Consider the following 12,710-nt stretch of genomic DNA (forward strand, 5'->3'; position numbering starts at 1 on the left):
GTCCGTCAGGAGGGCCGTGTCCGCATCAGGTCGGAGACCTTGACGAAGCGGTAGCCGCGCTCGCGGAGCTCGGGGACCACCCGGCGCACCGCCTCGTCCGTGACCGGCGCCGCGCTGCGGGTGCAGTGCATGACGACCAGCGACCCCGGCTCCACCCCGGCCAGCACCTGCTCGGCCACCGCGTCCGCGTCCGTCGCGAAGGCGTCGCCGCTGACCACGTCCCACTGCACCGCCGTCACCTTCGCGGGGGCGAGGGCGCGCCGCGACGCGTCGTCGTGGCAGCCGCCGGGGAAGCGGAAGTACGGCACCGTGTTGCGCACACCGGCCCGCCGGAACGCGGCGAAGGCCCGCTCCACGTCGGCGCGCATGTCGTCCTCCGCCACGGTCGGCAGCCCGTAGCAGGGGGACGCGAAGGCGTAGTGGCTGTACGAGTGGTTGGCGACCTCGAACAGCGGATCGGTGCCGATCGACCTGGCCTGCTCCGGGTACTGCTCGGCCCATCGCCCCGTCATGAACACGGTCGAGGGCACCTCCAGCCCGCGCAGCAGCTCGATCAGCCCGGGATTGTCGAAGTGCTCGCCGGCCTGCGCGCGAGGGCCCTCGTCGGCCGTCATGTCGGCGTCGAAGGTGAGGGCCACGACCTTGTCCGCGGTTCTCGGGCCCCGTTCGAAGACCGGCGTCAGACCGGCCGGTCCCGGAGCCAGGACGGGCGGCTTCGACGGGGCCGGGGGCGCCTCCACGGACGGTGAGGGCGACGGCGGAACCGGGAGGGCGGTGCGCTGCGGGGCATGGGCTCCGACATCCGCCGCGCCGCTCCCCGTCGCGGCGCCGTCCATCCCGCAACCGGTCGGAGCAGTGCCCAGTACGGCTCCCAGAGCCACCATCACCGTAAGTCTTCGTGCAGAGTTGATCACTTGCGGAACGTAGACGATCACCTGGGGCGTGATCACGGACGGCACTCCGGCCGGAGGCAGATAAACATACCGCTACCCCCGGCCGGCCCAGTGCCCACCGGCCCGCGCTCCGGGCGGGCCCGTCGGCCCGCCCGGTCCGTCAGCCCGCGGGGTCCGTCAGCGCCACGGCCCCGTCACCGCGAACGTCGTCCCCGGCGTGTAGCAGTTCACGTACATCGTCCCGCCGTCCGGGGAGAACGTGACCCCGGCGAACTCGCCCCACTCGGGCTCCTCCGGCGTTCCGATGTTCTGCCGGCCCCGCGCCATGGCGTACACCTCGCCGCGCCGGGTCAGCCCGAACACGTGCTGGGCGCCGTCGCCGTCCTCGCACACCATCAGACCGCCGTCGGCGGCGAGACAGATGTTGTCGGGGGACTCACCGGGCAACTGGACGTCCTTGCCGGGGCCGAAGACGATCACCAGCGTGAGGCGGCGCCGCTTCGGCTCGTACCGCCACACCTGGCCGTGGTGGTCGGCGGCCGACCCCTCCGCGCTGCGCGCGAAACTGGAGACGAAGTAGACCGAGGACCCGCCCCAGTAGCAGCCCTCCAGCTTCTGCGCGTGCGTGATGCCCTTCGGGCCGAAGTCCTGGAACCGGATCGGCGTCCCGGCCGCCAGCGGGTCCGGTACGGGTACCCACTCGACGCCCTCGAAGCACGCGCCGGTCTCCTGGATCGCCGAGAGGTCGGGGACGCCCGGCACCCGCATGGCCTCCAGACGGCCGCCGGCCCGCAGCGAGCCGGTACCGCCGAGCGGCCTTTCCGGCAGGAAGCGGTAGAAGAGCCCGAACGGCCTCTCGAACGCGTCCTCGGTCTCGTAGACGATCCCGTTCCGCGGGTCGATCGCGATGGCCTCGTGCTGGAAGCGGCCCATCGCGGTGAGCGGTACGGCCCCGGTGCGGCGCGGGTCGGCGCCGTCCACCTCGAAGATGAAGCCGTGGTCCTTGGTGTAGCCGTTGGTACCGGCCTTGTCCTCGGTCTCCTCGCAGGTCAGCCAGGTGTTCCAGGGGGTGCGGCCACCCGCGCAGTTCACCGCGGTACCGGCGATGGCGACGCGCTCGCCGAGGACGTTGTTGCGGCCGTCCAGTTCCAGGGCGGTACAGCCGCCCTTGCCCGTCGGGTCGTAGGTGAGGCCCTCGACGACCGGCACCGGGATCTTCCCCGTGACCCGGTTCTCGTGGTTGCGCACCAGGTGGACGCGGCCGCGGCGGCCCGCGAAGGCGGCCATGCCGTCGTGGTTGCTGGGCACCCGGCCCTCGCCGGAACGGAGCTGCTCGCCCTCCCGGGACAGGACCCGGTAGCGGAATCCTCTCGGCAGGTCGAGCAGGCCGTCGGGGTCGGGCACGAGCGGGCCGTAGCCGCCGTGTCCCCGGGCGGCGGCGGTGCCCGCGAAGAGTTCGGAGAAGGCCCCCGTGAAGGCGATGGAGGCGACGGCCGCACCGCTGCCGGCCAGGACCTGGCGACGGGTGGCGGCCGGACGTGACGTTTCGTCGGTCGGACGTGACGTTTCTGATGACATGAGGCAACTCCCTGCTGGCGGACAGGAGAAGTGACCCGCATGTGTGTACCACGCGCATCGCCGCGCGGGAACCATGCGGGCCACTGAGCCCCGTGTGTGTCCTGTCGCCTGCTGGGCCGGGAGTGGCCCCTGCGGGTCAGATGCGCATCAGATGCACATCAGGCCAGCGAGGCGGAGAGGGTGATCGTCGTGCCGGTCAGTGCCTGGCTGACCGGGCAGTTCACCTTGGCGTTCTCGGCGGCGGCGACGAAGCCCGCCTCGTCGAGCCCGGGGACCGTGCCCTGGACGGTGATGTGGATGCCGGTGATGCCGGTGCCGGGCTGGAAGGTGACGTCGGCCGTGGTGGTCAGCTGGGTCGACGGGGTGCCCGCCGAGGCCAGACCGTGCGCCAGCGCCATCGAGAAGCAGCTGGAGTGGGCCGCCGCGATGAGCTCCTCGGGGCTGGTCTTGCCGTTCGCCTTCTCCGCGCGCGACGGCCAGGAGACGTCGAACTCGCCGATGCCGGAGGAGTCGAAGGTGACGACCCCCTTGCCCTCGATCAGGTTGCCGTCCCAGACCGTGTGCGCCTGACGCGTGGTTGCCATGCCGAATCCCTTCGAGCGGTGTGCGCGGTTGATACCGGAGAACCGGGGCGCCCTCGAACGCCCCGGGTGGTACGCCCCGAACCTACTTCGCCACCAGGTCCTTCGCGTCGCGCGCCAGCGCGGTGAGCCGTGAGATCGCCCGGAAGTACTTCTTCCGGTACCCGCCGTTCAGCATCTCCTCACTGAACAGCCGGTCGAACGGCAGCCCCGAGGCGAGCACCGGGACCTCCCGGTCGTACAGCCGGTCCGCGAGGACGACCAGCCGCAGCGCGGTCGACTGGTCGGGCACCGGCTGGACCTCGGTGAGGCAGACCGCCCGCAGGCCGTCCGTCAGCGCGCCGTAACGGCTCGGATGGACGCGGGCCAGATGGTCGAGCAGCGAGGGGAAGTCGTCCAGGCTGGCCCCCTCGGTGGCGTACGCGGCCCGGGTGACCTGCTCGTCGGAGTACGGGGGAGGCGCCTCGGGCAGCCCCCGGTGGCGGTAGTCCTCGCCGTCGATCCGCAGCGGGCGGAAGTGCGAGGACAGCCCCTGGATCTCCCGCAGGAAGTCGGCGGCGGCGAACCGGCCCTCGCCGAGCTTGCCGGGCAGCGTGTTGGAGGTGGCGGCGAGCGCGACCCCCGCCTCCACCAGCCTGCTGAGCAGCGACGACACCAGCACGGTGTCGCCCGGGTCGTCCAGCTCGAACTCGTCGATGCACAGGAGCCGGTGCCCGCTCAGCGTCTTCACGGTCTGCTGGAAGCCCAGCGCGCCCACCAGGTTCGTCAGCTCGACGAAGGTGCCGAACGCCTTCAGCGAGGGCTCGGCGGGCGTGGCGTGCCAGAGGGACGCCAGCAGGTGGGTCTTGCCGACCCCGTAACCGCCGTCCAGGTAGACCCCCAGCGGGGCCGAGGGCGCCGACGGCTTCCTCCCGAACCACTTGCGCCTGCCGGAACCACTGGCGTGCGCCCCGCCGAGCCCGGCCGCGAAGTCGCTCAGGACCTTGACCGCCTCTATCTGGCTCCGCTGATTGGGGTCCGGCACGTAGGTATCGAAGCGTACGGAGTCGAAGCGCGGCGGCGGCACCATCTCGGCGACCAGCCGGTCGGCCGGTACGTGGGGCTCGCGTGCGCACAGGGACAGGGGAGCTGTTTCGGCTATGGGGCTCTGCCCCGACAGGGCTGTGGAGGACGACACAACTCTCAACCTTAAGCGCCGTGCCAGACTGCAGGACATGCGACGCCTCTTCCCTGTGACCGACCTGACACCGGCCGACGACGAGGGGGAGTGGCCCCTGGACGCCCTGGCCGACGCCTACGCCTACCCCGAGCAGGACGGTCCCTGGCTCCGCGCCAACATGGTCTCGACCCTCGACGGGGCCGCCCAGCACGACGGCCGCTCGCAGCCGATCTCCTGCGAGAGCGACATGCGGATCTTCGGCACCCTGCGCGGACTGGCCGACGTGATCGTGGTGGGGGCGGAGACGGTGCGGATGGAGGGCTACCGGCCCGCCAGGGCGCGCGAGGCGTTCGCCGCCCGCCGTGCCGCGGCCGGGCAGGGGCCCGCTCCGGCGATCGCCGTGGTGAGCGGCAGCCTGGACCTCGACTTCTCGCTGCCGCTGTTCACCGCGCCGCTCGTGCCGACCCTCGTGCTGACCGGCGCCGGGGCCCCGCCGGGCCGGATCACGGAGGCGTGCGCGGTCGGCGCCGATGTGGTGATCGCGGGGGAGGGGTCCCGGGTGGACCCGGCCAGGGCCGTACGGGAACTGGCGGACCGCGGGTTCCGGCGGCTGCTGACCGAGGGCGGTCCGAGGCTGCTGGGCCAGTTCGTGGCGGCCGGGGTGCTGGACGAGATCTGCCTGACCCTCTCGCCGATGCTGACCGCCGGGGACGCGCAGCGGATCGCCGGGGGTCCCTCGGTGGCCGTGCCGGAACGATTCGTCCTGGCTTCCCTGCTGGAGGAGGCCGGGTTTCTCTTCACTCGGTACCGTCAGGGCTGAAAAGAGCGGAATTACCCGTTCCGGTTAGCTTCGGGTGGGCACAATGACTCTCGCAGACCCCGTGCGAGCACGGGGAAGGATGGTTTCAGCAGAGACCGGCGACGGTCACTGAAGCAGAAGGGCACCCGTGGTGTTCACCAGCGTTTTGATGATCGAGAAGCCCCTCACTTCCGGGGATGTCGACTTCGTCACCACCCTGCACGGCGAGGAGCAGATCTCCTTCGTCGTGCTCATGCAGCCCCGCGGTGACCAGGCCGATGTGCTGCTGCGGGCGATCGACGACCTGGCGATGGGCGAACTGAAGGAAGCCGTCCGCGAGGGCGAGGAGCCCGAGGGCAAGAACGCCAGACAGCCCGCCGAACTCGCGCTCGAGGTGTCGCTGGAGGCGCTGCGCCAGGCGGGTTCCGAAGCGGTGGGACAGGTGATCGAGGACCACCCCCTGGACAAGCTGAAGTCCGTGGTCGACGAGGCGGAGGCGGACGAGGTCATCGTGCTGACCGCACCGCACTACGTGGAGGAGTTCTTCCACCGTGACTGGGCGTCCCGGGCCCGTCACAAGGTCGGCGTACCGGTGCTCAAACTCTTCGCGCACAGCGAATAGGCTGGGCGGGCACCTCGTACCGACTCGGGTACTCGTACCGACTTCTTGGGGAGACACACGCATGGCACCCGGTATTCCTGCCGCCATGGAACGGCCGCACTTCATCGGCATCGGCGGCGCCGGAATGTCGGGCATCGCGAAGATCCTCGCCCAGCGCGGCGCCAAGGTCGCGGGCAGCGACGCCAAGGAGTCGGGCACCGCCGAGGCACTGAGGGCGCTGGGGGCGACCGTCCACATCGGGCACGCCGCCGGGAACCTGGCGGACGACGCCTCGTGCGTGGTCGTCTCCAGCGCCATCCGCCCCGACAACCCGGAGCTGGTGCGCGCCGCCGAGCTGTCGGTCCCCGTCGTGCACCGCTCCGACGCGCTGGCCTCCCTCATGGGCGGCCTGCGCGCCATCGCGGTGGCCGGTACGCACGGCAAGACGACCACCACCTCGATGCTGGCCGTCGCCCTGACCGAGCTGAACCTCGACCCCTCGTACGCCATCGGCGGCGACCTCGCCGGCCCCGGTACCAACGCCACGCACGGCGAGGGCGAGATCTTCGTCGCCGAGGCGGACGAGAGCGACCGCAGCTTCCAGAAGTACGACCCCGAGGTCGCGATCGTCCTCAATGTCGAACTGGACCACCACGCGAACTACGCCTCGATGGACGAGATCCACGAGTCGTTCGAGGCCTTCACGGGCAAGATCGTCCCGGGCGGTACCCTGGTGATCTCCGCCGACCAGGCGGGCGCCGTCGAGCTGACGGAGCGGGTCCGCTCCCTCTCCTCGCTGAACGTCGTCACCTACGGCGAGGCCGACTCCGCCGACGTGCGCGTCCACCGGATCACCCCGCGCGGCCTGACCAGCGAGGTCACGGTCCTCCTGGGCGGGAAGTACCTCACCTTCACCGTCTCCGTGCCCGGCCGCCACTACGCGCTCAACGCGGTCGCGGCCCTCGCCGCCGGTGTCGCCCTCGGCATCCCGGCACACAACCTGGCCTCCGCCCTCGGCAAGTACACCGGGGTCAAGCGCCGCCTCCAGCTCAAGGGCGAGGCGGCGGGCGTCCAGGTCATCGACTCCTACGCGCACCACCCCACCGAGATGACCGCCGACCTGGAGGCGATGCGCGGAGCCGCGACCGACTCCCGGATCCTGGTCGTCTTCCAGCCCCACCTCTTCTCCCGCACCCAGGAACTCGGCACCGAGATGGGGCAGGCCCTCGCGCTGGCCGACGCCTCCGTGGTCCTGGACATCTACCCGGCCCGCGAGGACCCGGTCCCCGGCGTCACCAGCGAGCTGATCATCGACGCCGCGCGGGCCGCGGGCGCCGACGTCACCCCCCTCCACGACAAGACGGCCGTCCCCGGCGTCATTGCGGGAATGGCGAAGCCCGGCGACCTCGTTCTCACCATGGGAGCGGGCGACGTCACGGACCTCGGCCCGCAGATCCTGGACCACCTGTCGAGCTGAGGGAGCGACGTGTCGTACGACATCGAGAAGCCGGACGAGCAGTGGCGCGAGGAGCTGACCCCGGCCGAGTACGCGGTCCTGCGCCAGGCCGGCACCGAGCCCGCCTTCGTCGGTGAGTACACCGACACCGAGACCGAGGGCGTCTACTCCTGCCGCGCCTGCGACGCCGAGCTGTTCCGCTCGGACACCAAGTTCGCGTCGCACTGCGGCTGGCCGTCCTTCTACGACCCGAAGGACACCGACGCGGTCGAGCTGATCCAGGACCGCAGCCACGGCATGGTCCGCACCGAGGTCCGCTGCGCCCGCTGCGGATCGCACCTCGGCCACGTCTTCGAGGGCGAGGGCTACCCCACCCCGACGGACCAGCGGTACTGCATCAACTCGATCTCGCTGCGCCTGACGCCCACCGGGGACTGACGGCCGCGACGCCCCGGGCGGGGGCCGGTGCGGCCGGGCGTCAGCCCTCGTCCCCGTCCGGGCCCTCGTCCCCGGCGGCCACCGGCCGCAGCAGCGGGTGGGCGACGCCCGGGAAGACCACGGCCCGCGCGGCCTGCTCCCCGGGCCCGGCCGGTGCCGCCCCGGCGATGCCCCACGGGCGGCCCGGCAGCACCACGGTCAGGACGTACGAGGACGCGCAGCCCATGCAGTCGTAACGGTCCGCCCAGGTCTCCACGTCGGTGACGCTGCCGGGGTACCGCGCCACGTGCCGGTGCAGGGCGTGGCAGCGCCCGCACCGCTCCCCGGGCTCGCAGGTGCTGCCGCAGGGGCACGGCACGTCCGGCGAATCGGCCGGGCGCCAGCGCTGGGTGAGGACGGCCTCACGGGTGGCGCCCATGTCCTTCATCGCCTTCAGATGCCGCGCGGCGACGTTGTACGACTCGCCGGTCGAGGCCATCCGGTCGCGGATGACGTCCTTGCGTCCGCGGTTCGTCGTCATCTGTTCCTCCTGCTCAGGCATGTCACGCAGCCCGCCGGGAGCACACGAGATCGGTACGTCCCACGGTACCGGCAACTTCGCCCCGGTCCGCCACCGCGCACTGCTCCAGGAGCCGCTACGAACGCCGCACCCGGGCCGTCAGCCGGCTGCCGAGCCGCCTGCCGAAACCGCCCGGCCTGCTCCACGCCCGGAACGCCTCCGCCGTGCGGCTGCTGCCGATGCGCCCGGCCGCCTCCTCGACCGCCGCGGTCCCGTCGGCGGGCAGGGCGCGGACCACCGGGCGCAGCACCTCCTCCAGCAGCGCCGTCCGGACCTCGCCCCAGGCGGGGCCCGCGTGCGGATGGGCGCTCCAGACCGCGAAGCAGTCGGCGACGTAGGCCGGCTCCGAACGCAGCCGGGCGAGCACCGCGTCCTGCCGGGCGGCCCTGCCGTAGGCCGCGAGGAGATCCGCGTCGTCGCTGTGGACGAACGCGTACAGCTCCGCCTCCGGGCGGTCCGGGGAGAGCAGCCGCTGCGCCAGCGCCCCGAACGCCTGATCGCGGACGCCCGGCTCCACCGGCTCGGCCGCCGCGCACAGCCGCCGGGCCCGCTGCGCCCAGTCCGGCTCCGCCGCGTCCGACCGCAGCTCCCGCGCGAACTCCAGGAGCAGCAGGGCGCCGCGCGCCCGCGCGTCGATCTCGCCGGGGAAACCGCGCAACAGGTCATGGGCCAGCTCGGCGGCCTCCGCGTCGTCACAGGGCGCGCCGAGCGCCGCCGCGACGAGCGCGGACCACGTACCGGCCGTGCGGTGCGCGTCGGAGGTGCTCGCGGCCAGCAGTTGCCGGGCCTCGCCCGCCGTGGGCGTGCCGTCGCCCCAGACCAGCCCCATCGCCGTGCGCAGCACCAGCGGCTCGGTGAAGGGCGACAGCCCGCCGGCCCGCAGCACCGCGTGCAGCGACCCCACCCGGTCGTCGCCGCCGCCCGCCTTGGCGCCCGGCGCCGCCGCGCACATCCGCAGATGCGGCAGCGACTGCGCCCCGGTGAACGGCAGCGCGACCCCGCACAGCAGCCGCTCCGTCCCCGACGGGTCGTACGGGGCGAGCCGGTCCAGCTCGCCGAGCAGCGCCGTCCGCACGTCGAACTGCTCGTCCAGGAGGTCGAGCAGCACCGGCCCGAAGTCGCCCGCCCCCTCCGCCAGCAGGGACCGGGCCATCCGGCCCACGACGGCGGGGAGCAGGTCCGCGCAGTCCACGTCGAGCAGCCGCGCGATGCGCAGCAGCTGAACGGTGCGCCCCACGCTCCGGCCGGGGGCGGCGTCCGGGGCGGCCGCCGGCCCGCCGGTGGCCAGTTCGGCGCGCAGATCGCCGCCGACGGCCCCGACGAGCGCCGCGGCGACGCGTTCCCCGTCCGGACCGGCGAAGACCGAGCGCCCCGGGGGAGTCACGAGGACATCGCCCCCGTAGACCGCCTCCGTCACCAGCAGGGCACCGAGGGAGCCCGTCACGGCGGCCGGGGCCCGTCCGTCGAGCGCGGTCAACAGACGGGCCACGGCGGCGAGTTCGCGGGGCGTGCGGTCGATGTCCGGGTCGGTCAGCGCGTCGGTGAGCCGGTGGGTGCGCTCCTCGTCCAGGGCGTACGGCCGCTCGGCGGCCCACTCGGCCGCCGCGGCCCGCTCACCGGGCCCGAGCGGAACGTCCGCGCAGAGCGCCGTCACGGCGAGCGGCCCGGCGGCGAACGGCCCGCCGGGCAGTTCGGCCGCCGCCCGGAACAGCTCGGGGGACCGGTTCCGCCAGATCCGGGCGCAGGTCTCGGCCCAGGCGTCGTCCACCGGCTCCCCGGGCCGGGCGCCCGTGCAGTCGTGCACCCGCAGCGGCCCGGCCCCCGGGTCGTCGGGGCCGTCCGCCGGAGGGGCGTCCTGCGGGAGCACACCGATGATCCGGTACGGGGAACGCGCCGGACGGCGGGTGTACGTCGTGAACGTCAGCCGGTGCGCGTCGTCCGGCGGGAGCACGGCCGAGGCGAGGGCGATCCACCTGGCCACATCGGCGCTGTGCCGCTCCACCAGCACCAGGCGCCCCGCCGCCGGGTCCTCGCACACCCGGCGCAGATCGGCGAAGACCGCCGCCAGCCAGGGGCTCCGGGAGACCGCGAAGTCGTTCAGTGCCCCGGGACCGAAGGCGGCGGAGGCGGGCAGCGCGGATATCCGGTCGGGGGTGCCGCCCTCCGGTGGGGAGGAGGCCCAGTTCGGCGACCGCCAGGCGGTGATCGGCAGAACGCCGCCCGGCAGCCGCGTACCGGCCGGCAGGTGCACCGCGTGCGCGTGGAACCCGAGGGAGCCGTGCCCGGCGAACGCCACCGCGCGGGACAGCAGGTGCCCGCCGTCCGGCAGGGCCCCGAAGCTGAACGCCTCGGGGAGGGAACGGAGTTGGTCGGGGGTCGGCCGGTGCGGGGCGTCGGCGGGCGGCTCGTAGCGAAGGAGTTGCTCGGCCTCGGCCAGCACCTGCGTGGGCAGTCCGGCACTGACCGCGGTGAAGCGCGCGCCGCCCCCGCCCCCGTCGTCGTCCGCGGAGGCGGCAGCGGCAGAGGTGTAGTGCAACTGCGCGAGACTCATGCGTCGGGCCCTCTTCGTCCTTGCCGCGGAACCCCCCGTGCCCCTCGGGGCGGGCCGTACGACGCACGGCGACGACCCCGGCGGGAGGCGGGAACCGCGATCGCGGGAGCGACGCTATCAAGGCGCGCGCCTCCCCGCGCGCCCCGCCGAACGGCCGTACCGCGTACCGGAATCGCTCCGGTACGCGGCACGGTGCGTCAGACGCGCGCGGTGCCCACCGCGTACGTGACGAAGCCGGTCCAGGCGGCGGGGGAGAGGGCGAGCTGCGGGCCCTGCTCGACCTTGGAGTCCCGGACGTGGACGGTGGTGGGGCAGGCGGCGACCTCCACGCAGTCGTCGCCGGACCCGCTGCTGTAGCTGGACTTGTGCCAGGAGAGGGCGACTTCGACGCAGGAGTCGCCGTCACCGCTGCTGTAGCTGCTCTTGAACCAGGACAGGTCTGTTGTGGTGCTCATAGCGCTCCTCGCATCCGCTGCAACAGACCCACGGAGTCCTCGGGGGTGTGAGCCTGCGAACGCATCCTGGCATACCGCATCTGGAGCACGCTGACCACAGCGGGGTCGGCATGGAGCTGGCCGGACATCTGACCCTCGCTGTAGCCGAGCCACTTGTGCTCCGGCGTCTCCAGCAACTGGATCGGCCCGTGCAGCCCGGCGTGGCTCTCGCGGACCTGCGGCATGATCTGAAGCTCGACGTTGCGGAGCTCGGCGAGTTCGAGCACGTGGTCGATGGCCTCCCGGGTGACCTGTGAGCCGCCGGTGCGCCGCAGGAAGAGGTGTTCTTCGAGGATGAAGCTGTAGGTGGTGTTGAGCCGCTCCCGCAGCAGTTGCTGGCGGTCCATCCGGGCCGCGAGCTGCCGCTCGATCTGCTCGTCGTCGAGCACCGGGAGCTGGTTGAGGAACAGCGTCCGCGCGTACGCCTCCGACTGCAACAGGCCCGGGATCAACCGGCATTCGTACGTGAACAGGCTGATCGCCTCGGTCTCCAGCTTCGCCCACTGCTGGAACCAGCTCGCGATCCCCGGCCGCCGGGACAGATGCTTTGCCGCCGCCCTGATGGTCCCGAACGCGTCCAGCACGGCCTCGGAGCGCTCGACGAAGGGCAACGGCGGGAACCTGCGGCCCTGTTCGATCGAGGCGACGGTCGGCACCGAGTACTGCACCAGCGGCGCGAACTGCTCCTGGGTCAACAGCGCCCGTTTGCGGAAGACCTTGACGATCTCCCCGAACGTCCTCAGGCTCTCCGTGGGTTCGGGCTCCCCGCCCGACCTCGCCGCTCCGCCCGTCGTGCCCACGCCGTCCGTCATGTCCGGCCACCTCCGTACTCGCCGCGCTCCGTGCCTCTACCGGCAGACAACTCGCCCATCGTCACGGACCGTTACCCCTACTGTCCACCGTCCGTACCCGTACGCTGACCGAGCGTACGGGTTCTGCTGCTGGTCCCATGGGGTTCCGGCCGCCACGGTGAGGGCATGGAAGCACTCGCCACCCCCCAACCACCGGTCACCGTACGTGTGTTCGTGCAGCGCTTCAGCTCCACACCGCGCGGCGCCAGGCTCGCCCGCCACCTCGCCCTGCACGTGCTGCACGACTGGGGCATCCCGTACGGCAGTGACGCTTCGGAGACGGCGGAGCTGATCGTCGCCGAGCTGGTCACCAACGCGGTGACGCACGGTCGGGTGCCGGGGCGGGACTTCGAGCTGCGGCTCGGCCACTCGCCGGGCATCGGAGGCGGACGGGGCGTACTGCGGATCGAGGTCAGCGACACCCGGGGCGAGTCGCGGCCCCCGGGACCGACGGAGCTGGTGGCACCGCCGCCCGGCTCGGAGGGCGGGCGCGGACTCGTCCTGGTCGACGCGCTGGCCGACCGATGGGCGGTGCTGGACCGCAATCCCCCGGGCAAGACGGTCCGGGCCGAGCTGGACGTGTCGCACTGACGCCGTGCGGGGTCCGGTCGGCGCACCGTGCAGGGCCTCGCCGCACCGCCGTTCACGCCACCTCCCCCCATCGGTCTCTGCCTGCCCGACACCGTTGCCTGACGGCGCACTCCGCGCGGCGGGCCCTGCCGAGTGCGCCGGGCTCACCTCAATGGCTCA

13 protein-coding genes are annotated in these 12,710 nt (G+C 72.8%); 5 read left to right on the forward strand and 8 right to left on the reverse strand.

All coding sequences use genetic code 11. The features are described 5' to 3' along the window. Positions 1-5: 5 nt before the first annotated feature. The 4 genes from ABZZ04_RS18000 to zapE form a co-directional block, all read right to left on the reverse strand. Positions 6-884: a polysaccharide deacetylase family protein gene (locus ABZZ04_RS18000; protein ID WP_356933179.1), complete on the reverse strand. Its 879-nt coding sequence runs from the start codon at positions 882-884 to the stop codon at positions 6-8. 186 nt (positions 885-1,070) lie between these two features. Beyond that, a complete protein-coding gene (locus ABZZ04_RS18005) occupies positions 1,071-2,471 on the reverse strand; it encodes an alkaline phosphatase PhoX (RefSeq protein WP_356933180.1) in 1,401 nt (466 codons plus the stop codon). Positions 2,472-2,629: 158 nt separating this feature from the next. Continuing rightward, entirely contained in the window at positions 2,630-3,055 is a 426-nt protein-coding gene (locus ABZZ04_RS18010; RefSeq protein WP_356933181.1) for an OsmC family peroxiredoxin, read from the reverse strand. 82 nt (positions 3,056-3,137) lie between these two features. Continuing rightward, positions 3,138-4,229, reverse strand: a complete 1,092-nt coding sequence (zapE, locus tag ABZZ04_RS18015) for a cell division protein ZapE (RefSeq protein ID WP_356933182.1) — start codon at positions 4,227-4,229, stop codon at positions 3,138-3,140. Positions 4,230-4,266: 37 nt separating this feature from the next. Between zapE and ABZZ04_RS18020 the strand changes: the two genes are divergently transcribed. The 4 genes from ABZZ04_RS18020 (at position 4,267) to msrB (ending at position 7,505) form a co-directional block, all read left to right on the forward strand. Further along, positions 4,267-5,031, forward strand: a complete 765-nt coding sequence (locus ABZZ04_RS18020) for a pyrimidine reductase family protein (protein ID WP_356933183.1) — start codon at positions 4,267-4,269, stop codon at positions 5,029-5,031. 148 nt (positions 5,032-5,179) lie between these two features. After that, positions 5,180-5,632 (forward strand): indole-3-glycerol phosphate synthase, encoded by a 453-nt coding sequence (locus ABZZ04_RS18025; RefSeq protein WP_356933184.1) that lies wholly within the window; start codon positions 5,180-5,182, stop codon positions 5,630-5,632. A 61-nt stretch (positions 5,633-5,693) separates the two neighbouring features. Continuing rightward, positions 5,694-7,088, forward strand: coding sequence for a UDP-N-acetylmuramate--L-alanine ligase (murC, locus tag ABZZ04_RS18030; protein WP_356933185.1), 1,395 nt, complete (start codon positions 5,694-5,696; stop codon positions 7,086-7,088). Positions 7,089-7,097: 9 nt separating this feature from the next. Next, positions 7,098-7,505: a peptide-methionine (R)-S-oxide reductase MsrB gene (msrB, locus tag ABZZ04_RS18035; protein WP_356933186.1), complete on the forward strand. Its 408-nt coding sequence runs from the start codon at positions 7,098-7,100 to the stop codon at positions 7,503-7,505. A gap of 40 nt (positions 7,506-7,545) precedes the next feature. On the opposite strand, the gene ABZZ04_RS18040 is transcribed toward msrB, so the two are convergent. The 4 genes from ABZZ04_RS18040 to ABZZ04_RS18055 form a co-directional block, all read right to left on the reverse strand. Next, a complete protein-coding gene (locus tag ABZZ04_RS18040) occupies positions 7,546-8,025 on the reverse strand; it encodes a hypothetical protein (RefSeq protein ID WP_356933187.1) in 480 nt (159 codons plus the stop codon). A 115-nt stretch (positions 8,026-8,140) separates the two neighbouring features. Then, positions 8,141-10,615: a GTPase-associated protein 1-related protein gene (locus ABZZ04_RS18045; RefSeq protein ID WP_356933188.1), complete on the reverse strand. Its 2,475-nt coding sequence runs from the start codon at positions 10,613-10,615 to the stop codon at positions 8,141-8,143. Positions 10,616-10,812: 197 nt separating this feature from the next. Next, entirely contained in the window at positions 10,813-11,070 is a 258-nt protein-coding gene (locus ABZZ04_RS18050) for a DUF397 domain-containing protein (RefSeq protein ID WP_356933189.1), read from the reverse strand. Continuing rightward, the gene (locus tag ABZZ04_RS18055) at positions 11,067-11,921 is read right to left on the reverse strand and encodes a helix-turn-helix transcriptional regulator (RefSeq protein ID WP_356933190.1); all 855 of its coding nucleotides are present in this window, start codon (positions 11,919-11,921) and stop codon (positions 11,067-11,069) included. The genes ABZZ04_RS18050 and ABZZ04_RS18055 overlap by 4 nt, the downstream gene beginning before the upstream one ends. Positions 11,922-12,086: 165 nt before the next feature. Between ABZZ04_RS18055 and ABZZ04_RS18060 the strand changes: the two genes are divergently transcribed. After that, positions 12,087-12,551 (forward strand): ATP-binding protein, encoded by a 465-nt coding sequence (locus ABZZ04_RS18060; RefSeq protein ID WP_356933191.1) that lies wholly within the window; start codon positions 12,087-12,089, stop codon positions 12,549-12,551. Positions 12,552-12,710 lie beyond the last annotated feature (159 nt).

It is taken from the genome of Streptomyces sp. NPDC006435, assembly GCF_040612315.1.
In the GTDB taxonomy this organism is placed as follows: Bacteria; Actinomycetota; Actinomycetes; order Streptomycetales; family Streptomycetaceae; genus Streptomyces.